This window comes from Aeromicrobium panaciterrae, assembly GCF_031457275.1.
Classification (GTDB): domain Bacteria; phylum Actinomycetota; class Actinomycetes; order Propionibacteriales; family Nocardioidaceae; genus Aeromicrobium; species Aeromicrobium panaciterrae_A.
The window spans coordinates 2,364,536-2,387,539 of the sequence record NZ_JAVDWH010000001.1; the positions used below are offsets into that span (position 1 = coordinate 2,364,536).

Here is a 23,004-nt window from a genome sequence, read left to right on the forward strand (position 1 = left end):
CAACCTGGCTCGACGTTCGCTCGCAGAGCTCGCTCAGTCGATCTCAACCCAATCCAAGGTGCGATCGACGGCCTTCTTCCACTGGGCGTGGCCGGCGTCGCGCTGCTCCTGGGTGGAGGTGGGCTCCCAACGCTTGGACTCGTTCCAGTTTGCGACGAGCTCGTCCGTGTTGGCCCAGAAGCCAACCGCCAGGCCGGCCGCGTACGCCGCACCCAGCGCCGTGGTCTCCGCGACGACCGGACGGCTCACCGCAACACCCAGGATGTCCGCCTGGATCTGCATGCAGAGCTCGTTCTGCGTGACTCCCCCGTCGACTCGAAGTGTCTGAAGGTTGAGGTCAGCATCGGCGACCATCGCGTCGACAACGTCTCTGCTTTGGTAGCAAATCGCCTCGAGCGCGGCCCGAGCGATGTGCGCGACTGTGTTGAACCGCGACAGGCCGACGATGACGCCGCGGGCGTCTGACCGCCAATAGGGCGCGAACAATCCGGAGAATGCCGGTACGAAGTAGACACCGCCGTTGTCCTCGACACTCCCCGCCAATGCCTCGGTCTCGGCAGCAGCCTTGATGATCCCGAGCTGATCGCGCAGCCATTGGATCGCAGAACCCGTGACGGCGATCGAGCCCTCGAGCGCATAGACAGCAGGAGCGTCGCCGAACTTGTAGCCGACCGTCGTGATGAGCCCGTTCTTCGACTTCACGATCTCGGTTCCGGTGTTGAGCACCAGGAAGTTGCCGGTGCCGTACGTGTTCTTGAGCTCGCCTGGCTTGAAACACACCTGACCAACGAGAGCTGCATGCTGGTCTCCAAGGTCACCAGCGAGCGGCACTTCGCCACCGAACGGGCCATCTTCAAGCGTGTGCCCGTAGACCTCAGACGATGACTTGATCGCAGGGAGCATTGCGCGCGGTACGTCGAACAGCGCAAGCAGTTCGTCATCCCAATCGAGGGTCTCGAGGTTCATCAGCATGGTGCGGCTGGCGTTGGTCACGTCGGTGATGTGCTGGCCGCCGTCGGGCCCTCCAGTCAGCCACCACAGCAGCCACCCGTCGGTGTTGCTGAAGAGTGCATGTCCGGCCTCGGCGTCAGCGCGTACGCCATCGACGTTCTCGAGAATCCACTGGATCTTGCCGCCGGAGAAGTAGGGCGCGGGAGGCAGGCCCGCCTTGTCGCGGATCAAATCGCCCTTGCCGCTGGCATCCAGAGCCGAGGCGATCTTGTCGGTGCGAGTGTCCTGCCAGACGATCGCGTTGTAGTAGGGCTGACCTGTGCGCTTGTCCCATACGACGGTCGTCTCCCGCTGGTTGGTGACGCCGACAGCCGCGAGGTCGGCGGCCGTGATGCCCGCCTTGCTCATCGCAGCGGTGATGACCTCCTGCGTGCACTCCCAGATCTCGCTGGCATCGTGCTCCACCCAACCAGCCTGCGGCAGGATCTGCTCGTGCTCAAGCTGATGCTTGGCGACCTCGTGACCGTCGTGGTCAAAGATCATGAAGCGCGTGCTGGTCGTGCCTTGGTCGATCGCGCCGACATACTTCTTCTCCGCCATGCGGAGAGCGTAACTAAAGGATCTCGCCGTGTACGTCTGCGTGCGGGACAGTCGGGATAGTGCCGAGCTTGCCCTTTTGGAAGTCCTCGAACGCCTGCAGCACCTCAGCCTTGGTGTTCATGACGAACGGACCGGCGAACGCCATCGGCTCCCGGATCGGAAGGCCACCGAGCAGGACGACCTCCAGCGCTGGGTGGCGCGAGTCCTGCTGCTGGTTGGCGCCGACGGTGATCGTCTCGCCATGACCCAGCACTGCGAGCTGTCCTGAGGAGATCGGACGACGGTCGCGACCGACGTACCCGCTGCCACTCAGCACGTAGACGAGCGCATTGAAATCAGTGCGCCACGGCACGGTCATCTCGGCGCCGGGCAGGACGGTCGCGTGAACCATCGTCATCGGCGTATGAGTGCTGCCGGGGCCTTTGACGGAGTCGACCTCACCGGCGATGACCCGAAGCAGCGCTCCGGCGTCGGGAGTCGATGCCAAGCCGACATCGTCGCGGCTGATGTCTTGGTAGTGCGGAGGCAGCCACTTGTCGGCCTTGGGCAGGTTGACCCAGAGCTGGAGACCGTGGAACAGGCCACCCTTGACGACGAGCCACTCGGGCGGGGTCTCGATGTGTAGGAGTCCACTGCCGGCGGTCATCCACTGGGTGTCGCCGTCGGTGATCGATCCGCCACCGCCGTGAGTGTCCTGGTGGTCCATGACGCCGTCGATCATGTACGTGACTGTTTCGAACCCACGGTGCGGGTGCCACGGAGTGCCCTTGGGCTCGCCGGGTGCGTACTCAACCTCGCCCATCTGGTCCATGTGGATGAACGGGTCGAGCAAGGTCGGGTCGACTCCCGCGAAAGCCCGGTGGACCGGGAAACCTTCGCCCTCAAACCCGCGCGGCGCCGTCGTGACACTGATCGGCGCACGGTCTTCGAGTTGGGTCGGAGCGGTGATCACCCGCGGCAGAACGGTCCAGTCAGCAACGGTTACGGCGGGCATATTCACTCCTCGGTCTTGGTAGTTCCAGCATACATCCAGTTAGTTCAATCTTCAACTATATCTTTCGACCTTTGGCCAATACGTTTCGTCGGGGGCTCTGGCTAGGCTCCCGAACATGACTCAAACACCTGCGATCCAGGCTCGAGGTCTAGTCAAGAAGTACGGAGATGTGACCGCGCTCGACGGCGTCGACATCACCGTGCCCACCGGATCCGTGTTGGGCCTCCTCGGTCCCAATGGCGCCGGCAAGACAACCATCGTGCGCATCCTCACGACCCTGCTGCGACCTGATGCCGGTACGGCAGAAGTGGCCGGCATCGACGTGCTCACCAACCCGAGGGAGGTGCGCCGCAATCTCGGACTGTCAGGCCAATACGCCGCTGTCGACGAGTACCTCACCGGATTCGAAAATCTCGACATGATCGGCCGGCTCTACCACCTGGGGCGCAATCAGAGCCGAGACCGCGCTCGCGAGCTGCTCGCGCGGTTCAACCTTGAGGACGCCGCTGATCGACCGGCCAAGACCTACTCCGGCGGCATGCGTCGACGCCTGGACCTTGCCGGCGCTTTGGTCGCCGCTCCCCCGGTCCTGTTCCTCGACGAACCGACGACCGGTCTCGATCCACGTAGTCGTACTGAGATGTGGGCCGTGCTCCAGGAACTCGTATCCGGCGGCACGACGTTGCTGCTGACGACCCAATACCTCGAGGAGGCTGACCTGCTGGCCGACGACATCGTCGTGATCGACCACGGCAAGGTCATCGCCCAAGGCACGTCAGACCAACTCAAGGCTCAGGTCGGCGGCGAACGAGTCGAGGTCACCGTCAGCGAAGGCGCAGATCTCGACCGCGTTGCGAAGCTGCTTGCGCCACTGGGCGTCTCAGCTCCAGTCCTGTCGGAAGGCCAGAAGAGCCTGCTCATGCCGGTGACAGGTGGCGTTGCCGTCCTGCGTCAGGCGTTGCAGTTGCTCGAGGACGAAGGCATCAGCGTCGACGACGCAGGCCTCCGCCGCCCAACTCTCGACGACGTGTTCCTGACTCTCACGGGGCGCGCTGTCGAAGAAGACAAAACGACCGACCAGGAGGTCTCGGCATGAGCGCCCTCGCCGTACTCGGCGACGCAGCCGTCGTCGCCAAGCGCAACCTGATCAAGATCAAGCGAGTCCCTGACCTGCTGGTCTTCACCACACTTTCACCCATCATGTTCGTGCTGCTGTTCGCGTACGTGTTCGGTGGTGCGATCGACCAAGAAGGCGGCGGCAGTGGCTACCGAGAGTTCTTGATCGCAGGCATCTTCGCCCAGACGGTCATCTTCGGAGCGACGATCACGGGCGCTGGTCTTGCCGAGGACGTTCAGAAGGGCATCATCGACCGCTTCAGGTCCCTACCGATGTCTCCATCGGCGGTGCTCGCAGGTCGTACGTTGTCCGACGTCGTCAACAACCTCATCGTGCTGTTCGTCATGAGCGTGACGGGCCTGATCGTCGGATGGCGCATCCGTACGTCGTTCTTCGAGGCAGCGTGGGGGTTCATCCTGCTGTTGGTCTTCGCCTACGCCATCTCGTGGGTGATGGCATGGGTTGGTCTGCTGGTGCCAAGTCCCGAGGTGGTCAACAATGCGTCGTTCATCATCATCTTCCCGCTGACGTTCATCGCCAACACGTTCGTGCCGCTCGACACGCTGCCTGGCCCGCTCAAGGTGTTCGCCGAGTGGAACCCGGTCTCTGCGGTGACGCAGGCTGCGCGCAACCTGTTCGGCAACCCTGATCCCAACCCGCTGGCACCGGATCCGACGGCTTGGCCGTTGGTCCATCCGGAGGCCTACACGTTGATCTGGGCAGCGGCGGTGTTGTTGATCTTCGTACCGCTGGCCAACGCGCAATACCGTCGCTCGACCAGTCGCTGACAGTGGATCAGCTCGCCTCGTCAATCCGCAGCGCATTGCGCGAGGCGGCTGATCCGACCCGGGCGCCGCGGATGCAGGCCTACATGAAGTCGGCCATGCCATTCCTCGGCGTTCGGGTGCCTGACGTCCGCAAGATCGCGCGTGCGCTTGCCAAGGCACAGCCACCTGCCAATCTCGACGACCTCGAAGCGACCGTGCTGGAGCTGTGGGACAACGCGACCCATCGCGAGGAACGCTACGCAGCCGCAGAGCTGACCAGACTCAAGCTAGCCAAGGGTCGACTCTCCTTGATTCCGCTCCACGAACACATGGCAGTCACCGGGGCATGGTGGGACCACGTCGACGAGGTCGCTCACCACATCGCCGACCTTCACGACGTACATCCCGTCGAGACAGCACACGACGTTCGGCGTTGGAGCACCTCTGACGACATGTGGCTCCGGCGACTGTCGATCATCAGCCAGCTCGGTCGGCGCGATCGAGTCGACACCGAGCTGCTCACCGAGGTCATTGAGCCCAACATGGGCGACACTGAGTTCTTCATCCGTAAGGCGATCGGATGGGCACTGCGTGAGTACGCGAAGGTCGATGCTGACTGGGTGCGCACCTTCGTGTCCGAGCGAGAAGATCAGTTGAGCGGATTGTCGAAACGAGAGGCCTTGAAGCATGTCGGATGAACGCACCGACGTCGTGATCGTCGGTGGCGGCCACAACGCCCTCGTCGCTGCGACCTACCTGGCGCGTGCCGGCAAGTCGGTGGTCATCCTCGAGCGGCTCGGACATGTCGGCGGCGCCGCGATCAGCGCGCCAGTCTTCGAAGGCCTGGATGCTCGACTCTCGCGCTACTCCTACCTCGTCAGCCTGATGCCTGAGCAGGTCATCGCGGACCTCGGCCTCCAGCTTGAGCTGCGTTCACGCGACACGGCTTCCTACACGCCGTACGACGGTGGTGGGCTACTGATCGAGACCGCAGAGGGCGAAGCCACGCGTGAGTCATTCCGTGCGTTGACTGGCTCCGACGATGAATACGCGCACTGGAAGTCGTTCTACGACGAGGTCGCCACGGTGGCTGCGGCAGTCTCTCCCACGTTGCTGTCACCTCTCCCCCATGTCGGAGACCTGCGCGACCAGGTCGAGATGGCCATCTGGACCGATCTGATCGAAGAACCACTCGGCACAGCAGTCGAGCGCCGATTCGCCAACGATCTCGTTCGCGGGGTAGTCGCCACCGACGCATTGATCGGCACGTTCGCCTCGCTACACGACAGCACTCTGATCCAGAACCGCTGCTTCCTCTATCACCTGATCGGCAACGGCACCGGCGAGTGGCGGGTGCCCGTCGGCGGCATGGGTGCCGTGACCGCCGAGCTCGAGCGAGTCGCCCGCGAAGCCGGGGTGAGCATCCGTACCAACTGTGAGGTCGACGGCATCGCCGGTGACCCCGACGGTGCCACGGTCACCGGCGACGGATTCGTCATCGATGCCCAGTGGCTGCTCAGCGGTGTCGCCCCGTACGTACTGGCGCGCCTACTTGGTGACCAGCTCCCGACCAAACCCTCGGGCTCACAGTTCAAGATCAACTTGCTGGTGTCACGGCTCCCTGCGCTCAAGTCAGGCATCGATCCGGCGATCGCATTCGCCGGCACATTCCACCTCGGCGAGTCGATGACTGAGCTGGAGGCGGCGTGGAAGACAGCCGCAGCAGGCCAGCTTCCAAAGGCTGCGGCTGGTGAGCTGTATTGCCACACCCTCACCGATCGCTCGATCCTCGGCGCCGACCTGGCGGGCTCGGATGCGCAGACGCTGACGTACTTCGGGCTTCACACTCCCTATGAGGTACTCCCGGACGAAGCTGCGGCGACGCGTGTGTACGAACAGTTCCTTGCGGCGATCAACGAGCACCTCGCCGAGCCGATCGAGCCACTCATCCTGGGCGTCGAGCACAAGACCCCCGCTCAGATCGAAGATGCGCTGGGTATGCCCGGCGGCCACATCTTCCATGGCGATCTGGCCTGGCCATGGCTCGAAGAAGGTGAAAAACCTCGCAATTCCGCAGAGCGTTGGGGCGTTGCGACCGCGCATCCGAGGGTGCTTTTGTGCGGCAGCGGAGCACGTCGCGGCGGTGCGGTCAGCGGCATCGGCGGCCACAATGCTGCGCACGCAATCCTCGAGGCCTAGACCTCGACCAGCCGATTATGGAAGGGACCGGACCGGCTGATAATGTTGCACCCGCTTCGCGGCATTAGCTCAATTGGCAGAGCAGCTGACTCTTAATCAGCGGGTTCGGGGTTCGAGTCCCTGATGCCGCACTGTGAAGGCCTCGTTCCTCGCCGAACGGGGCCTTTGCTCTGCCCGGAACAGTTCAGTCGTTCACGCGGTCGATCGACAGGATCCTGAATCGCGATGAGAGCCAGTCGACCAGCGGACCGAGCAGGAAGATCACCAGCAGCGTTCCGGGTCCGATCGCGGCACCACACAGCCAGCCGAGCAGCGCTCCTCCGCCCTGTACGACGCTGTAGCTCCACTTGAACGGCACCGGCGGGTCGAAGGCCAGCGCTGCAGCCTCGGTGGGCCCTGCGCCAGCGTCGACCGCGAGATAGCCCGCCACACCAACGGCCACCACCGGGAATGACAGCACGAGAAGCGCGATGCGGATCCACGTGCTGTTTGGCTCGTCGAATGCATCCAACAGACCAGACACGACGAAGCCCACGACAAGGGGCTGGACAATTGTTCCCAGCCCCGGCTTGAGTCCCCGCGCCCACGCCATCGACACAAGCACGATTCCGACAATCAGGTTGACGACCCAGAACTTCGTGTCGAACGCGATCGACAGGCCGTTGACCATCGTGGAGTAGCCATCCGACCCGAGTGCCGCGATCAGCAGCATGGCTACCCCGATGCCGAGGATCACACAGGAAGCGACGAGTCGAGCCAACTGGGACAGCACGTCTCGATCCTCGCAGACCGCGGGTCGGTGGACGCCAGGATCGAACGTGGTCGCTCACGCAGGAAGGGAGCCGCCGAAGCGACTCCCGTCCTGCACTCCCCTCCCGTTACTGCACGAATCGCTGACGGCCGAGCACCGCGACACCTGCGACTGTCAGCAGGCCACCGACGAGGAGCGGCCCGAGTGGAGCTCCTCCCGTGTCAGGCAAGAGGGCATCGTCTTCATCGTCCAGATGTACGACCTTGCCGCACTCTGCCGCGCCAGCGTCTCCAATGAAGACCTGCTGGCCGACGAGTTCGTAGCCTTCTTCAGCAGTCGCCGTGATCTCCCACGGGCCCTCGACGCCATCGCCCACTGTGAACGTGTAGACGACACCTTCAATCACCGTCGGAGTCGGTCGCTCTGAACCGGGGCACCCTTCGTCCACAACTACCTCCGCCACAACGATCTGCGCACCGCCTGCACACTGCTCGGGCAGCGTCACCGTGCCACTCCACTCGGCGACTGTGTCGTCGGCGAAACCGAAGCCCTCCTGCGGCGTAGCCATGACTGTCCATTCGCCGGTCACCCCGTCGCCCTCAGTGAAGGCATACGCGACCCCTTCGGTCACAGGGAGTGTGACCGAGCCATCCTCGTCGCAGCTGTCTGCGACCGTTGGCGGCACTGGAAGTGCGCATTCGATGCGATCTCCCAGGTCACCCGACCACATCGTCTGAGTCTCGGCTGGGAACGCGAAGTCTTCGTTCGCGGTAGCCGTCACCTTCCACGGCCCCTCTGTCGGCGAGTCTCCAGCTGGATCGAACGCGTAGGTCACGCCTTCAGTCGTCGGGAGTTCAACGTTTCCGTCCTCACCGCACTTCTCGATATCCGTGACGCTCGGAGCGACTGGAGTCGCGCACGTGGTGTGCGCGCCCAAGTTGCCGTTCCAGCTCGTCGACGCACCGTCCGCAATGACGAAGCCTTCATCGGCTGTCGCCGTCACCTTCCACGGACCCTCCGTCGGCGACTCGCCAGCCGGATCGAACGCGTACGTCACGCCCTCAGTCGTGGGAAGCACCACGAGCCCGTCGGTGCCACACGCCGTGATCTCGGTGACTGTCGGCGCGATCGGAGTCACGACAATCACATCGTCGCAGTCGTTGCCGTACTGCGCCTGCCCCTCAACGGTCCAGTTCTGGCCCGGGAAGCTGCCGGGAACACCCTGCTTGGTGTAGTCGAATGGCGGGATGATGTCGAGACCATCGTTGCCGTGGCCCGTCCCATTGATGATCGAGTCGAAGTCGACGCTGATGGACTGCCCGTTTGCGGGGTTGCCCGGCGGGAGGTGACAGATGTCGATCGTCTTCTCAGTGTCGTCAACCACGGTCGGGCATTCCTCAACGGTCGCGGCCCGCGAGGTCGTGTGGTCCACAACCCATTCGCCCGGAGTGCCAAGGACCCAGGTCCAGGAGTTCTCATCGAAGACGTAAGGAGTCGAGCGGGTGTAGAAGGTCGTCGTCACGGTCTTCTCGGTGCAGTTCGGGTCTCCCGTCTCGTCCTTGTTCTCGACCTTCGCATCGGGTTGATTCGGCTGGTCCTCGTCGCAGCCGTTGTTGTACTGCGACTGACCCTCACCGGTCCAGTTCTGGCCCGGGAAGCTGCCGGGAACACCCTGCTTGGTGTAGTCGAATGGCGGGATGATGTCGAGACCATCGTTGCCGTGGCCCGTCCCATTGATGATCGAGTCGAAGTCGACGCTGATGGACTGCCCGTTGGCGGGGTTGCCCGGCGGGAGGTGACAGATGTCGATCTTGTGGTCGGTGTCGTCAGGCAACGTGTTGTCGTCCGGCTTGGTGCTTTCGGCATGCCGCGCGCTGGCGGCCTTCTTGGGTGTGTTGTCAGGCGGCGGGCTGTCGGCCGTCTTGGCCGTGTCGTCAGACGACGAGCTGTCTGTCGGTTCGGCTGCATCAGCAGGCGGCGGGCTGTCAGCCGTCTTGGCCGTGTCGTCAGACGACGAGCCGTCGGGCAGCGTGTTCGTTGAGCCGGGCGACGCAGCAATGAACACCGAACCAGCCAGCATCGCAAGCACCAAGGCAAATCTCTTCATGAAACTGCTCCCTCTACGCCGCCGTCAGACTGCGACGCATCCCTGTTCACGACCGCCAGTGCACCCGGTGGTCAAGTGAGTTTTGGCCGCCCTCACGACCTGTGACCCCACCTGATCAGCACCGTATGGCGAGGGGGTGTGTCTTCCCCAGACACGAAAGACCCCCTCGAAGCACGACCAAATGGCCATGCCTGATGCAGTTCGAGCCGAAACTTTTCAGACGAGTGGACAGGGGCGTGTGACCCCCGCCCTACCGCGCAACCTCGGCAAATCGACATACTGAGGGGTCTTTTGTCTTCAAGGAGAAGTGAGCCGCGTGCGCAACCCCAGAGCGTTCCTCCGCCCCCTCGCCGTCGGAGCTCCGACGCCGGTCGCCGACATCCCGTTCCGCCCAAGCCGGATGATCCACTTCTTCGACCCGAGCAATCCCAAAATGGCCGACAAGGTTCCCGATATTGCGACCAAGGTCGACATCATCCTCGGCAACCTCGAGGACGCCATCAAGACCGAGAACAAGGAAGCCGCGCGTCAGGGCCTGGTCGACATCGCGAAGAAGACCGACTTCGGCCAGACGCAACTCTGGACCCGCATCAACAGCCTCGATTCGCCGTGGGCCCTGGATGACCTCATCACCCTGGTGACCGAGATCGGCGACAAGCTCGACGTCGTCATGGTCCCGAAGGTCGAAGGCGCTCAGGACATCCACTACATCGACCGCATCCTCGCCCAGCTCGAAGCACGCGCTGGCCTGAAGCGACCGATCCTCGTACACGCGATCCTCGAGACCGCTGAAGGCATGACGAACGTCGAGGAGATTGCTGCAGCCAGCCCCCGCATGCAGGGCATCTCGCTCGGTCCGGCCGACCTCGCCGCCAGCCGTCGTATGAAGACGACCCGCGTCGGCGGCGGTCACCCCGGCTACCTCGTACGCCAGGACCCCACCGGCGACGACCTGACCGAGGGACGCACGACGTACCAGCAGGATCTCTGGCACTACACGATCGCTCGTATGGTCGACGCCTGCGCCGCGAACGACATCCTCCCGTTCTACGGACCGTTCGGTGACATCAAGGACGTCGTCGCGTGCGAGGACCAGTTCCGCAACGCCTTCCTGCTCGGTTGTGTCGGTGCGTGGAGCCTGCACCCCGTGCAGATCGACATCGCCCGCAAGGTCTTCTCACCTGATCCCGCCGACGTGGCACATGCCAAGGAAGTCGTCGAAGCCATGGGCGACGGCTCTGGTGCCGTGATGATCAACGGCAAGATGGAGGACGACGCCTCCTGCAAGCAGTGCATCGTCATGCTCGACCTCGCGAAGGCTCTCGCTGAGCGCGATCCCGAGCTCGCCGCCGCCTACGACCTCTAGGACCTCAGATGACTGATCTCCGCCCCCGCCGTTCCGTCCTCTACATGCCGGGCGCCAATGAGCGCGCGCTTGAGAAGGCCAAGGGCATCGACGCCGACGCGCTGATTCTCGACCTCGAGGACGCCGTCTCCCCTGACGCCAAGGTTGAGGCTCGCGATCGCGTATGTGCCGCAGTCGCTTCAGGCGAGTACGGACATCGCGAGCTCGCGATCCGCATCAACGGCATCGGCACCGAATGGCATGAGGCAGATATCGCCGCCGCGGCCGCTGCCGGACCTGACGCCGTTCTGGTTCCCAAGGTCAACTCGGCCGCTGAGGTACTGCAGCTCGTCGCCGCGCTCGAAGCCAACGGCGCGCCTGCTCACACCGCCCTCTGGGCCATGGTCGAGACGCCGATCGCCCTGCTTCACGCCGAGGAGATCGCCGCTGCCCATGAGCGCCTGACGGTGATCGTGATGGGCACCAACGATGTGGTCAACGAGACGTACGGTCTGCACGTGCCGGGCCGCAACCCGGTCGTACTGACGGCCATCTCCATCTCGTTGCTCGCCGCTCGCGCGGCCGGCAAGGTGATCCTCGATGGCGTCTACAACGACGTCAAGAATGCCGAAGGCTTCGAGGCCGAGGCCCGTCAGGGACGCGAAATGGGCTTCGATGGCAAGACCCTGATTCACCCGAGCCAGGTCGAACCCGCCAACGCTGCATTCGGTCCATCCGAGGACGAGATCGAGCACGCCAAGTCGATGATCGCGACGTTCGAAGAAGGCAAAGCCGCTGGTCAGGGCGTCGTGACGTTCAACGGCAAGATGATCGAGGAGCTCCACGTACGCGATGCGCACCGGATCCTCGCTTCCGCCGAGGCGATCGCCTCACGCTAGGCACAGAGAAGCGCCGTACGGATCTGATCCGTACGGCGCTTCTGCTTTTGTAGGGGCGGTTCTACCGGCTGCTGCGCAGGCTGTAGACGCTTGACTCGATTGACCTTTTGCGCTTTTGGAGGTTGCGACGCTGTCGCACCGACTCCAGGAGCACTGCTCGGTCGATCTCGGACAACTCATCCCAGGCGCGCTTGCCGCGGGCCCGTCGGGCTTCGAATATTGCCACTGACTTCACCCCCTCTCCAACGGTTCCGGTCGTCGGTGAGGAGTAGTCGGTTGAGTTCTTAGCGGTTATGAGTCGTGTTTCGAGATTCGTGGTCATAGCGCGCCTCCTTTCAGTGGTGATGGATGGATGAATAGCGGTCGGACATACAAAAAACCGCTTCAGATCAGAGATCCGAAGCGGCAGAAGTGCCAAGAAGTGATGACTACTTCAGGTGCACTGCTTCGGAGGTCGGACCGGCAAAGGGCATGACGGCAAGACGGCTATCAACGCCGTTCGTCATTGTGAAAATCTTCTGCATGGGTCCACCTCCTTCATCAGTTTCGTGCTCTTTCGGAGCAGTCGTGCCAACGTAGCGCAGCCGCCGCGGAGTTGTCTAACCACCGAGCCGTGTCGCGGCCAACAGGTCCGATTCCTGCTGGCCGCTCCACGTCCTGGAGATGGATCAGCCGAGGTTGAGGGCTCGGGCGATGGTGAAGAACAGGTCAGTCTGATCGGTCAGACCCACCACATTCGCGGCCTGCGGACCATAGCCAGCGATGCGCACCTGGGTTCCGGTGTGCTGCTGTGATCCGCCAGCTGGCGCCGTGCCGTACGCGATCGTCATCGGGCTGCCGTCAACCGTCAACAGCGTTGCCGTGAGTCCAGGCGTGTTGGAGCCTGCCTCAACGATCTGGCTGGTGTGGCCATGGTCGGCCGTCACCACGACGAGCGTGTGCTTGTCCTTCTTGGCGAACTTCAAGGCAGCCTCGAGGGCGGCGTCCATATCGAGCGCTTCACCGATCTGGCCACACGCATTGGCTGCGTGATCCTGCTTGTCGATGCTGGCGCCCTCAACCTGCAGGAAGAAGCCCTTCTTCGAGCCCTTGTCGAGAAGCGAGATCGCCTTCTTCGTCATCGCCTTGAGCGACGGCTGCCCAGCCGGCTTGGACTCGTTCGGTGTGCACTTCGCAGCTGGCGTTGTGCCACCCGTCGGCGTTGCGGCGGGTCCAACCAGGTTCACCGGCAGGTTGCCGGGCGCGAACAGGCCGAGCAGTGGCTTCTTCTGGTCAGCCTTCGATACGGCATCGAGTGCTGCAGCATCGTTGACCACGTTGTAGCCACGGTTCTTGGCCTGCTCGAGCAGCGTCAGTCCGGCGTATTTGCCTGCGGCAGCCTTCTCATTGAAGGTCGTAGCGCCGCCACCAAGACTGACGTCCGGTCGCGTACCGATGAGCTGCTCGGTGATCGAACCCTTGCCACCGTTCTCCAGTGCCGCCTCGGGGCACGTGGCCGCGGTCTTGACCGGCCCGTAGCAGGAGCGCTGCGAGATGTGCGAGACCTGTACTGCCGGCGTCGCATCCTGCAGCTCTGATGTGGTGACGTTTCCGGTCTTGTAACCCTTCTTCTTGGCCAGCTCGAGCAAGGTCGCCTTCGCCGTGCCGTGGATGTCGACCGAGACGGCGTTGTCGTACGTCTTGGTGCCGGTCGCCCATGCTGAACCGGTCGCGGCCGAGTCGGGCACGTAGTCGACCTTGCCCTCCTTGGTCAGCGAGTAGGTCGTGTACTGACCCGTCAAAGGCAACGCGTCGATGCCAGGCAGCCGACCGCCGGCGCCGTACGCGTAGTTGCGGGCCGACGTGATCTCTGAGTCGCCCATGCCATCGCCAATGAACAAGATGACATTGTCAGCGCGACCGCCATCAATGGCAGCGCGAACTGCCTTGGTCTGGTCCCCTGAATTGCGTGCCGCTCCCCCGAATACCGAGAGATTCGCGCCCGCCCCGACAGCGCCAACCGCCGTGGCCGCGACGATGGCACTCGCCATCGCAACGCCCACCACGGTGCGCTTGCTTGATTTCCTCGTGAATGAATTCATGTCCCCCAACTCAACGGATGGGGGTGAACTCCGGCCGAACGCCAGATCAAGTCTCGAGGAATGAGTTGCGCTGAGGCCGCCTGCGGCCGAACGTGCAACCAGGTTGAGCTGCGCGCGGCGAAGCCGCCAGGAATGTCGAAACCTCGTGCGATCAACACCTAACGCAACCTAAAACTCGAGGCGCTCGTCGATCTCGTCTCGGGTGAAACCACTGGCATACAGCAGATCGGCCGCGAGCGAACGCACCTGAGCGGCGATCGACGCGCTGTTCATCGTCATGGCGTCGGGCAAGGCAGCGGACGCCATGCGGGCAGCCTCGATGAGCTCCTGGCGGGCTTCATCGAAGGCGTCTTGCTGCGAGAGATCGTCGGCGAAGATGCCGATTGCCTTGGCGAGAGCATCGATCGCGAGGTCCATGTCCGGCGGTACGTGCTCGCCGTGACGCAGCAGTGCCGACGTCTTGCGGGCCAAGACGCGCGCATCACGCACGGCGTTGTCGAGGTCGCGCACTGTCGCGACATAGGTCTCGACGTGCCCGCGTTGCTTCCACCGCATCGGCGCCATGCGGGCAATCTCGGTGACATTGGCCGCCGTCGAGGTCATCGACTCAACCTGCGGCTGCATAGCCCGCGCTTCGTCGAGCGCTAGATCGGCGAGCGACGCGTCGACCGTACGGAGCGCCTGCGCCGTACGACTGAGAATCCCGGCCAGCTGCGTGAGGAACTGCTGCACTTCGCGGTCGATGTCTCGTACGGGATTGCGGGGAATGAGCAGGATCGTTGCAAGCCCGAACACCCCGCCGATCAGCGCATCGATGAACCGCGTGCTCGCCGGGTTTGCGGCACCAGCCACGGGAATGACGGTTGCGAGAAGGACCGAAGACGTCGCTGCCTGAGTGAGTGCGAGGCCCTTCAGGCCGACCAGGATGCCGACGATCATCGTCAGCACGATCACCAGCGCAAGTTGCCAGGTGCCGCGCCCGATCACCAGGATGATGAGCTCTCCGACGAGGACGCCGGTCGAAACGCCCAATACGAGCTCGAACAACGTACGCGCGCGCAACCCCGCGCCCGCGATCAGCACGATAATCGCGGAGATCGGGGCGAAAAACGCCTGCTGGTGGTCCAAGACATGCGTCGCGAAGTAGTAGGCAGCGGCCGTGGCAAGGCTCAGCCGAAGCAGGAGTCGCCATCGTCGCCTGAGTATGTGCAGGCGGTCGCGGAACGTACCTTCGGACCGACGCAGGTGCAGTCGGCGAAGCGGTATGTCGCGCGCCGGGCTCATGACGTGCCTAGCGAAGCAGGCGACGCAGGAACGCGATCACCGCGACGATGGCTGCAATGCCTCCGAGGACGGGTGCCAGCACGGCAACCTTGGGAGTGCCATCCGGCTCGACGAAGCGACCCTTGATGCTGGCCAAGCTGCGTCGAGCAATCGTGCTCGGGTGGGCGCGATCAATCAGGGCGTCGACAGTGTCGGCCAACCGATCACGGATCTGCTCGATCTCGCTGACCAGCTCATCTGAATCGGCCTTTGCCACGTCGCGCCTCACTCGTCTGGACGGCGAGGCCACGGAGGCGGGCCTGCGCTCGTACGTCAGGATAGTGCGTATGACTGAACGCCTGCAGCCCGGAGACTCCGCACCCGATTTCACCCTCGTCAACGACACCGGTGAGTCAGTGACCCTGTCGGGCCTGCGCGGCCAGAACGTGATCGTCTACTTCTACCCCGCCGCCATGACGCCCGGCTGCAGCAAGCAGGCCTGCGACTTCAGCGATTCGATCGATCGTCTGCAGGCCGAGGGCTACACGGTTCTCGGCATTTCACCGGACAAGCCCGAGAAGCTCGCGAAGTTCCGCGAGCGCGATGGGCTCACGATCACGCTGTTGTCGGACCCCGAGCGTGAAGTGCTCGAGGCCTGGGGCGCGTACGGCGAGAAGAAGCTCTACGGCAAGGTCGTCGTCGGCGTCATCCGGTCGACCTTCGTGGTCGATGGCGACGGCAAGATTTCGTATGCCGCCTACAACGTCAAGGCCACAGGCCATGTTGCGAAGCTCCGCAAGGACCTCAAGCTCGACGCCTGATCTGAGTGCCGGTGACAGGACTTGAACCTGCACGTCCGAAGACACAGGTTCCTAAGACCTGCGTGTCTACCAATTCCACCACACCGGCTCGGGGTCCATCCTAGTTGGAATGGCCCCTATCCCCTGACTAGTCAGTGAGCTTGGGAAGACCCTTGGCGATGTTGGTGGCGAGCACCTTGCCGATGAGTCCCGACAGACCGGGCGCGACGTTGAAGCCGATTGTGTAGTCGAGCTTGGTGCCACCATCGGCGGTGGGCGTCAGGACCTGCTTGCCCCAGTGACCGCGCAGCGGGCTGCCCTTGGTGATCTTGTACTCGATCAGCGTGTTGGGCTCAGCGACCGTGGTGGTCTCGTGGAACGCCGGAAGCGGACCGATCTTGAGACTGCGGGTCGAACCGACGCCGTTGCGGGACGTGTCGCCGTCCTTGACGCGCGAGATCTTGGCACCGAAGACGGGGCCCAGGTTCTCGTGCTCAGCGAGCTTCTCGAAAACAGTCTTCGGATCGGACTTGTACGTGTGCGTGACGTGGACGCGCTGGGGAGTAGCCATAACGGGTGAGTCTAGGCTGATTCGATATGGAGCGGCGTACGAACCCAAGCGGCGAGACGCCATCGCTCCAGCAACCGATCAGCGCAGGAATCATCGCGTGCGTCGTCGGCTACACCAGTTCTTTTGCGGTGGTGCTCACCGGACTCGCGGCAGTCGGCGCCTCCCCCACGCAGGCAGCTTCAGGACTGCTCGCACTCTGCGCCGTGCAGGCAGTCGGCACTTTGTGGCTGAGCCGCCGTCACCGCATGCCGATCATGTTGGCGTGGTCGACGCCGGGAGCCGCCCTCCTCGCCGGGATGGCCACAGTCGACGGCGGATGGTCGGCTGCGGTCGGCGCATTCATCCTGGTCGGCGTTGCGTACGTCATCACGGGTCTGTGGCCCGCCCTCGGAAGACTCATCGCGAAAATCCCGGCACCGATTGCCCAGGGGATGCTCGCCGGCGTGGTCTTTGGGCTCTGTGTCGAACCGGTCCGAAGCCTGGTCGACAACCCCGGCGCCATTGTCCCGATCGTGCTCGTCTGGCTGGTCGGAGTACGCCTCATGCCGCGCTGGGCTGTGCCTGCGGCGTTTCTGACCGCCGGCATCGTCATCGGGATCGACATGATCCGTCGCGGCGAGGGCATCGCCGGATCTGACCTGCTGCCGAGCCTTGCACTCACGTCACCGACGCTGAGCTGGGAGGCCGTCGTCAGCATCGCTCTCCCCCTCTACCTCGTCACGATGGCATCGCAGAACGTTCCGGGCGTCGCAATCATGAAGGCGATTGGGTACGACGTCCCATGGCGCGACTCGATCGTGACCGCTGGCGTCACCACCATCGCGGGCGCAACGGGTGGTGCGCATTCGGTCAACCTCGCGGCGATCAGTGCCGCACTCGTAGCTGGGCCGGACGCCGGACCTGACAAGAGCCGTCGTTGGATCGCTGGACAGGCAGTCGGTTGGACCTACCTCGTGCTGGCTGCCGCATCGATCGCCGTGGCGGCACTGGTCGAGGTCGCACCTTCCGGTGTGATCGCGACGATCGCAGGCCTGGCCCTCCTGGGCACGCTCGCTTTAGCCATCGAGAGTTCGATGGCCCAGCCCAAGGGTCGGGAGGCAGCCGTGGTGACCTTCCTCGTCGCCGCTTCTGGCATCACAGCCTGGGGTGTCGGTTCGGCCGCGTGGGCGATCCTTGCCGGGCTGTTCGTGTACGCCGTGCTGTCATGGTCACCGAAAGGTGGTCGCTGAATGTTTCGCATCGCGTTCTTCGAACCACGCATCGCTGGCAATACCGGCAGTGCGATCCGGCTCGCCGCTGTAAGCGGTTCAGAGCTGCACCTGGTCGAGCCACTCGGCTTCGACCTCGAGGAACCCAAGCTCAAGCGCGCTGGTCTCGACTATCACGACCTCGCGGTGATGACGGTGCACGCGAACCTCGAGGCGGCGTACGACGCACTTCTGCCCGCCCGCGTCTACGCGTTCACAGGCAAGGGCGAGGAGCTCTACACCGACATCGCGTACGAGCCCGGGGACGTGTTGTTGTTCGGCCCCGAGCCCACGGGCCTGCCTGACGACGTGCTCAACGACCCTCGGATCACCGCCCGCGTACGCCTGCCAATGCTCCCCGGGCGACGCTCCATGAACCTTGCGAACTCGGCCTCGATCGCCGTGTACGAGGCGTGGCGCCAGCACGGATTTGCCATGCCGAGTAGTCCGACCGAATGACACTGTTTGGATGTTCTGCGGTTTAGGTGCCAAATCGGTGAACAACGGACCTGACTGCGACTTACGCTGACGCTCTCTCGGGGAGGAAGTAACAGCGAATGGTCCAGCAGCGGACGGCCGTACGAACGCCGATCCTCATCGCGCTTGTTCTGGCCGCCCTGCTTGGACCATTCCTGGCTCGCAGCGCCATCGGTGGCGAGCCAAGCGCCATCTCCACCGTCGCTCCGCGAGGCATCGTCGTGGTCGGCGACTCAATCACGGCTCGTTACAACGACACACCCGGCGACGACAAGCAGGGCTGGTGGAGCATCGTCGGCCGGCACTACGACGCCAAGGTCACGACGTATGCGCAGTCAGGCTCGGGCTATCTGCGCCCAGGCAAGTTGTGCACCGGCAATCGATTCATTGACCGCCAGGAGGCCTTCGCAGGAGAGCCGCCTTCGCTGCTGATCATCGAGGGCGGGCGCAATGACTGGGCCGAGTGCGACGGTGATCAGTTCGTCACCGCAACTGATGGTGCCATCGAGCACGCGGTCGACACGTACCTCTCCACGCTGCGCGCCTTCCTGCCGCGCTCAACTCGGATCATCGTCATGGGCCCGCCGTGGGGCCCGCTCGACCCCGCGAACGGCGAACGCGTGACGGCGATCATCAAGGCGGCTGCGTCGAGGCACGGTCTGGAGTTCATACCGACGACCGGCGCGCTGACGGAGGCCCGCGTGTTGGACGGCGTACATCCGAACCGCGAAGGCAGCGTCGCGATCGCCAATCGTGTGATCAGCACTCTCGGCTAGGACAGCGCGGCAGCGACTGCCGGGGCGATCGCGGTCAGCGCCTTGCCACGATGGCTGATGCGATCTTTCTCGCCGGCCGGCAGCTCTGCGGTCGAGACGTCATAGCCATCCGCCGCGAACAACGGGTCGTAGCCGAAGCCGCCTTCGCCCTGCTCAGCTCGCAGGATGCGACCCGGCATCTCGCCGAGCTCGACGATCTCGTTGCCATCCGGGGTGCAGAACGCCATGGCGCAGCGGAACTGCGCAGTACGTCGCTCGTCCGGAACGTCTCCGAGTTGGCTGAGCAACAGGGCATTGTTGGCCGCGTCTCCCCCATCGGACTTGCTGACACCGGACCAGCGCGCCGAGAGCACGCCGGGCATCCCGTTGAGCTCGTCGACACAGAGCCCCGAATCGTCAGCAAGCGACGGCAGGCCAGTCACTTCGAGACACGCGCGAGCCTTGAGCAGCGCGTTTCCCTCGAAAGTCTGCTCAGTCTCGGCCGGTTCGTCGTACGGGGTGACATCGGCCAGGCCCAGCACCTCGATACCCGGGATCAGCGGCTCCAGGATGCGACGCAGCTCGGTGAGCTTCTTCGCGTTGTTGGAAGCCAGGACGACCCGGGTCATCGACCGAGGGCCTCGTTCTGCAGCTTGGTCAGGTCGGCGCAGCCTTTGCCGGCGAGCTCGAGCAGAGCATCAAGCTCTGCCTTGTCGAACGGCGCACCTTCAGCAGTGCCCTGAACCTCGATGAACTTGCCCGAACCGGTCATGACGACATTCATGTCGGTCTCGGCACGTACGTCCTCGACGTACGGGAGGTCGAGCAGCGGGACGCCGTCGATGATTCCGACGGAGATCGCGGCGACCGACTCGATGAGCGGCTCGCCGACGAGCGCACCCTTCGAGCGCAGGTGCTCAACTGCATCGGCAAGAGCGATGTAGGCGCCAGTGATCGCAGCTGTACGGGTGCCGCCGTCAGCCTGCAGGACATCACAGTCGATCGTGATCGTGTTTTCGCCAAGCGCCTTGTAGTCGATCGCGGCACGCAGTGAGCGGCCAACGAGGCGAGAGATCTCGTGCGTACGTCCACCGATACGGCCCTTGACCGACTCGCGTGACGAACGGTCGTGCGTGGCCTGCGGCAGCATCGCGTACTCAGCCGTCACCCAGCCGAGGCCAGATCCCTTGCGCCAACGCGGCACGCCTTCACTGGCGCTCGCGGCGCACAGCACCTTGGTCTTGCCGAACTCGATCAGGCAGGAACCCTGCGCGTGGTCGAGCCAGTTGCGGGTGATGGTCACGGGGCGGAGCTGATCGGCGGTACGGCCGTCTTCACGAGTCATGCCGACGACACTATCGGCCGAGTTCGTAGACCGATCCGGGTGATACGAGCTCGCATGGGCCGTCCCAGGTGCTCTTGGTGTCCGCTTCGACCTCGGCGGCGTCGGTCCAGGTGGGGATATGGGTGATCAGCAGCCGCCCGACACCAGCTCGGGTCGCGTGGTCGCCGGCCTCGGCACCCGTGAGATGCAGGTTGGGCGGGTTGACGCTCGACTCCACGAACGACGCCTCGCACAAGAACGTGTCGGCACCGGTGGCGATGTCGACGAGTGCCTCAGTGGGTCCGGTGTCGCCCGAGTAGACGAGTGTGTGGTCGTCGGTCGCGATGCGCATCGCGAACGCCGTGACCGGATGGTCAACGAGGCGCGAGGTCACCGCGAACGGACCAAGTTGCACCGTCTCGCCGTCGACATGGTCGACGAAGTCGAACTGCTCGGTCATGCCGATGGGCTCATCGATGCCGTAGGCGATCGCCAGTCGCTCCCCAGCACCGTTCGGTGCAAGCACCGGGATGCGGGCAAGAGCGCCCGCTGGGTGGTACTTGCTGACGACGTAGAAGCCCGACAGGTCAAAGCAGTGATCGGGGTGCAAGTGCGACAGAGCAATCGCATCAACGTCCCGGAGGTCGACGTGACGCTGCAGGGATCCGAGTGCGCCGCTGCCCAGGTCGACGACGAGTCGGTACGTACGACCCTCGTACGGCGCCTCGATCAGATAGCAGCTGGCGGGCGATTCCGCGCTCGGGAATGAACCGGCACAGCCGATGATGGTGAGCTTCACACTGTCACCCACGCAAACTGATCGACGCTCTCGAGCTCGGGTCCGAGGAAGCGGTGGCCGAGCTCGCGGAACTCCTCGGGACGGCCGGTGGTCAGGAAGCGATGCTTGGGCGCAGGCAGCGTGATGTCGCGCTCAAGCCCTTCGCGTACGAGCAGCGCGTAGACGTCTTTGGCGGTCTCTTCGGCACTCGACACAAGGGTCACGCCGTCACCCATCACGTACGAGAGCACGCCTGTGAGCAGCGGATAGTGCGTGCATCCGAGGACGAGGGTGTCGACGCCCAGCTCGATCAGCGGCTGGAGGTACGCCTGCGTCACCTCGAGCAGTTCGGGCCCGCTGGTGACGCCGGTTTCGACGAACTCGACGAGTCGCGGGCAGGCCTGGGTGTGCAGCGTGATGTCGGGGTTCGCGGCAAACGCGTCGTCGTATGCGCGCGATGTCGCGGTGGCTTCGGTGCAGATGACGCCAATCTGGCCGTTGCGGGTGGCGCTGACGGCGCGACGGGTTGCCGGCACGATGACCTCGACGACCGGCACGTCGTAACGCTCACGCGCGTCGCGGAGCACTGCAGCGCTGGCGGAGTTGCAGGCGATGACGAGTGCCTTGACGCCCTGATCGACGAGGTGGTCGAGGCATTCGAGGGCAAATTCGCGGACTTCGGAGATCGGCTTGGGTCCATACGGCTGGCGAGCCGTGTCACCCAGATAGAGCACCGGCTCGTGCGGCAGCTGATCGAGCACGGCACGCGCGACCGTCAGGCCACCAAAGCCTGAGTCGAAGATGCCGATGGGTGCGTTGCTCACAACCGAAAAGGCTACGGGCGCTGACTGACACGGCCAAGCGAACGGGCCCAAGATCACATCCCGTGGGTATGTCAGAGCGGGAGTTTGGGCTGCGGTGGAGCGTGCGCCGGATCAACACCGTCGAACAGTGACGACACTGATTCTCCAGCGTGGATGCGGGCGATTGCCTCGGCGAACAGACCTGCGACAGAACGCACCTGAAGCTCGGGCCAGTCGGCCGGCGGCGGGACCGTGTCGGTCGTGACGACCTCGGTAATGCCGGGATGGTTGCGAAGCCGCTCGACGGCCTTGCCAGTGAACAGCCCGTGGGTGCACGCGACGGACGCCTCGGTGCAGCCTTCTTCTTCGAGCTTGTTCATCAGCTCGATGATCGATCCGCCGGTCGCGATCTCGTCGTCCAGCACGATGGCGGTCTTGCCAGCAACATCGCCGACGATGGCGTCGATGACCACTTGGTCGTCGGCTTGACGCTGCTTGCTGCCGGCGGCGACGGGCACGCCCAGCAAGCGGGCGAACAGCGACGCCGTCTTGGCGTTGCCGAGGTCGGGCGAGACGACGACAACATTGCTGAGGTCGCGGCCGCGGTAGTGGTCAGCGAGCTCGCCGATCGCGGTGAGGTGGTCGACCGGAACGCTGAAGAAGCCGTGGACTTGGGGTGCATGCAGCGTCATCGTCACGACGCGATCTGCGCCTGCGCTGGTCAGCATGTCGGCCACCAGGCGGCCGCCGATCGAGATGCGCGAAGCGTCCTTCTTGTCCGATCGCGCGTACGCGTAGTGCGGGATGACCGCCGTGACCGAGGCAGCCGACGCGCCGCGGGCTGCGTCGATCATCAGCAGCAGCTCCATCAGGTGATCCTGAGTCGGCGGCACCAACGGTTGGATGATGTAGACGTCCTTCTTGCGGCAGTTGGCCAGAAGTTGGACCTGCAGACAGTCGTTGCTGAACCTGACGGTGTCGGATGCCGAGAGTGGCTGACCGAGCTCAGAGCAGATTTTCTCGGCAAGGGGCCGGTGCGCGCTTCCTGAGAAGACGACGATCTCGCTCACAGCACTGAGGCTAGCCGACGAATGCCAACCATTCGACCAACTTGATCAGGGTGTTCACGGTGTGGCGAGAAATCTTCCGATCTGGTGTCGAAATAGCGCCGACCC

At 64.0% G+C, this 23,004-nt stretch carries 23 protein-coding genes and 2 tRNA genes; 11 read left to right on the top strand and 14 right to left on the bottom strand.

What is annotated here, in order from left to right:
* Positions 1 to 33: 33 nt before the first annotated feature.
* Together glpK and J2X11_RS12065 are read right to left on the bottom strand one after the other, a co-directional pair.
* The gene (gene glpK, locus J2X11_RS12060) at positions 34 to 1,551 is read right to left on the bottom strand and encodes a glycerol kinase GlpK (RefSeq protein ID WP_309971322.1); all 1,518 of its coding nucleotides are present in this window, start codon (positions 1,549 to 1,551) and stop codon (positions 34 to 36) included.
* 13 nt (positions 1,552 to 1,564) lie between these two features.
* Positions 1,565 to 2,545 carry a pirin family protein gene (locus J2X11_RS12065; RefSeq protein ID WP_309971325.1) on the bottom strand — a complete coding sequence of 327 codons (981 nt, stop codon included), beginning with the start codon at positions 2,543 to 2,545 and terminating at the stop codon, positions 1,565 to 1,567.
* Positions 2,546 to 2,660: 115 nt separating this feature from the next.
* On the opposite strand from J2X11_RS12065, the gene J2X11_RS12070 reads away from it, so the two are divergent.
* The 5 genes from J2X11_RS12070 (at position 2,661) to J2X11_RS12090 (ending at position 6,759) form a co-directional block, all read left to right on the top strand.
* Positions 2,661 to 3,641 (top strand): ATP-binding cassette domain-containing protein, encoded by a 981-nt coding sequence (locus J2X11_RS12070; RefSeq protein ID WP_309971329.1) that lies wholly within the window; start codon positions 2,661 to 2,663, stop codon positions 3,639 to 3,641.
* Complete coding sequence (locus J2X11_RS12075) at positions 3,638 to 4,450, top strand: ABC transporter permease (RefSeq protein ID WP_309971333.1); 813 nt, start codon at positions 3,638 to 3,640, stop codon at positions 4,448 to 4,450. The genes J2X11_RS12070 and J2X11_RS12075 overlap by 4 nt, the downstream gene beginning before the upstream one ends.
* Positions 4,451 to 4,452: 2 nt before the next feature.
* Complete coding sequence (locus J2X11_RS12080) at positions 4,453 to 5,127, top strand: DNA alkylation repair protein (RefSeq protein ID WP_309971336.1); 675 nt, start codon at positions 4,453 to 4,455, stop codon at positions 5,125 to 5,127.
* Positions 5,117 to 6,628 (top strand): phytoene desaturase family protein, encoded by a 1,512-nt coding sequence (locus J2X11_RS12085; RefSeq protein WP_309971339.1) that lies wholly within the window; start codon positions 5,117 to 5,119, stop codon positions 6,626 to 6,628. The genes J2X11_RS12080 and J2X11_RS12085 overlap by 11 nt, the downstream gene beginning before the upstream one ends.
* 58 nt (positions 6,629 to 6,686) lie before the next feature.
* Positions 6,687 to 6,759 (top strand) — tRNA-Lys (locus J2X11_RS12090).
* 53 nt (positions 6,760 to 6,812) lie between these two features.
* Here J2X11_RS12090 and J2X11_RS12095 read toward each other — a convergent pair.
* Together J2X11_RS12095 and J2X11_RS12100 are read right to left on the bottom strand one after the other, a co-directional pair.
* The gene (locus tag J2X11_RS12095; protein WP_309971342.1) at positions 6,813 to 7,400 is read right to left on the bottom strand and encodes a YczE/YyaS/YitT family protein; all 588 of its coding nucleotides are present in this window, start codon (positions 7,398 to 7,400) and stop codon (positions 6,813 to 6,815) included.
* A 106-nt stretch (positions 7,401 to 7,506) separates the two neighbouring features.
* Complete coding sequence (locus tag J2X11_RS12100) at positions 7,507 to 9,486, bottom strand: hypothetical protein (protein ID WP_309971347.1); 1,980 nt, start codon at positions 9,484 to 9,486, stop codon at positions 7,507 to 7,509.
* A 316-nt stretch (positions 9,487 to 9,802) separates the two neighbouring features.
* Here J2X11_RS12100 and J2X11_RS12105 point away from each other — a divergent pair, with 316 nt between their 5' ends.
* Positions 9,803 to 10,852: an HpcH/HpaI aldolase/citrate lyase family protein gene (locus J2X11_RS12105; protein WP_309971349.1), complete on the top strand. Its 1,050-nt coding sequence runs from the start codon at positions 9,803 to 9,805 to the stop codon at positions 10,850 to 10,852.
* Between the two features lie 8 nt (positions 10,853 to 10,860).
* A complete protein-coding gene (locus J2X11_RS12110) occupies positions 10,861 to 11,730 on the top strand; it encodes an HpcH/HpaI aldolase/citrate lyase family protein (protein WP_309971352.1) in 870 nt (289 codons plus the stop codon).
* Positions 11,731 to 12,398: 668 nt separating this feature from the next.
* On the opposite strand, the gene phoA is transcribed toward J2X11_RS12110, so the two are convergent.
* The 3 genes from phoA to J2X11_RS12125 all read right to left on the bottom strand — a co-directional run bounded on the left by phoA (position 12,399) and on the right by J2X11_RS12125 (position 15,351).
* A complete protein-coding gene (gene phoA, locus J2X11_RS12115) occupies positions 12,399 to 13,811 on the bottom strand; it encodes an alkaline phosphatase (RefSeq protein WP_309971355.1) in 1,413 nt (470 codons plus the stop codon).
* 168 nt (positions 13,812 to 13,979) lie between these two features.
* Positions 13,980 to 15,095 (bottom strand): FUSC family protein, encoded by a 1,116-nt coding sequence (locus J2X11_RS12120; RefSeq protein WP_309971358.1) that lies wholly within the window; start codon positions 15,093 to 15,095, stop codon positions 13,980 to 13,982.
* A gap of 7 nt (positions 15,096 to 15,102) precedes the next feature.
* Positions 15,103 to 15,351 carry a DUF3618 domain-containing protein gene (locus tag J2X11_RS12125; RefSeq protein ID WP_309971361.1) on the bottom strand — a complete coding sequence of 83 codons (249 nt, stop codon included), beginning with the start codon at positions 15,349 to 15,351 and terminating at the stop codon, positions 15,103 to 15,105.
* Between the two features lie 70 nt (positions 15,352 to 15,421).
* Here J2X11_RS12125 and bcp point away from each other — a divergent pair, with 70 nt between their 5' ends.
* Positions 15,422 to 15,895: a thioredoxin-dependent thiol peroxidase gene (gene bcp, locus J2X11_RS12130; RefSeq protein ID WP_309971363.1), complete on the top strand. Its 474-nt coding sequence runs from the start codon at positions 15,422 to 15,424 to the stop codon at positions 15,893 to 15,895.
* Between the two features lie 6 nt (positions 15,896 to 15,901).
* Here bcp and J2X11_RS12135 read toward each other — a convergent pair.
* Positions 15,902 to 15,983: transfer RNA gene (locus J2X11_RS12135), tRNA-Leu, on the bottom strand.
* Positions 15,984 to 16,022: 39 nt separating this feature from the next.
* A complete protein-coding gene (locus J2X11_RS12140) occupies positions 16,023 to 16,445 on the bottom strand; it encodes an SRPBCC family protein (RefSeq protein WP_309971366.1) in 423 nt (140 codons plus the stop codon).
* Between the two features lie 26 nt (positions 16,446 to 16,471).
* Here J2X11_RS12140 and J2X11_RS12145 point away from each other — a divergent pair, with 26 nt between their 5' ends.
* The 3 genes from J2X11_RS12145 (at position 16,472) to J2X11_RS12155 (ending at position 18,945) form a co-directional block, all read left to right on the top strand.
* Entirely contained in the window at positions 16,472 to 17,674 is a 1,203-nt protein-coding gene (locus J2X11_RS12145) for a benzoate/H(+) symporter BenE family transporter (RefSeq protein WP_309971371.1), read from the top strand.
* Positions 17,675 to 18,151, top strand: coding sequence for a tRNA (cytidine(34)-2'-O)-methyltransferase (locus tag J2X11_RS12150; RefSeq protein ID WP_309971373.1), 477 nt, complete (start codon positions 17,675 to 17,677; stop codon positions 18,149 to 18,151).
* 98 nt (positions 18,152 to 18,249) lie between these two features.
* Positions 18,250 to 18,945, top strand: coding sequence for an SGNH/GDSL hydrolase family protein (locus J2X11_RS12155; RefSeq protein WP_309971376.1), 696 nt, complete (start codon positions 18,250 to 18,252; stop codon positions 18,943 to 18,945).
* Here the strand turns inward: J2X11_RS12155 and rdgB are convergent.
* The 5 genes from rdgB to J2X11_RS12180 all read right to left on the bottom strand — a co-directional run bounded on the left by rdgB (position 18,942) and on the right by J2X11_RS12180 (position 22,899).
* Positions 18,942 to 19,553: an RdgB/HAM1 family non-canonical purine NTP pyrophosphatase gene (gene rdgB, locus J2X11_RS12160; protein WP_309971379.1), complete on the bottom strand. Its 612-nt coding sequence runs from the start codon at positions 19,551 to 19,553 to the stop codon at positions 18,942 to 18,944. The two genes, J2X11_RS12155 and rdgB, sit on opposite strands and share 4 nt — an antisense overlap.
* A complete protein-coding gene (gene rph, locus J2X11_RS12165; RefSeq protein WP_309971383.1) occupies positions 19,550 to 20,269 on the bottom strand; it encodes a ribonuclease PH in 720 nt (239 codons plus the stop codon). Before rph ends, rdgB begins: the two co-directional genes overlap by 4 nt.
* 10 nt (positions 20,270 to 20,279) lie before the next feature.
* On the bottom strand, positions 20,280 to 21,047 hold the full coding sequence (locus J2X11_RS12170) for an MBL fold metallo-hydrolase (protein WP_309971385.1): 768 nt from the start codon (positions 21,045 to 21,047) through the stop codon (positions 20,280 to 20,282).
* Positions 21,044 to 21,850 carry a glutamate racemase gene (murI, locus tag J2X11_RS12175; RefSeq protein WP_309971388.1) on the bottom strand — a complete coding sequence of 269 codons (807 nt, stop codon included), beginning with the start codon at positions 21,848 to 21,850 and terminating at the stop codon, positions 21,044 to 21,046. Before murI ends, J2X11_RS12170 begins: the two co-directional genes overlap by 4 nt.
* Before the next feature lie 71 nt (positions 21,851 to 21,921).
* Positions 21,922 to 22,899: a ribose-phosphate diphosphokinase gene (locus tag J2X11_RS12180; RefSeq protein ID WP_309971391.1), complete on the bottom strand. Its 978-nt coding sequence runs from the start codon at positions 22,897 to 22,899 to the stop codon at positions 21,922 to 21,924.
* Positions 22,900 to 23,004 lie beyond the last annotated feature (105 nt).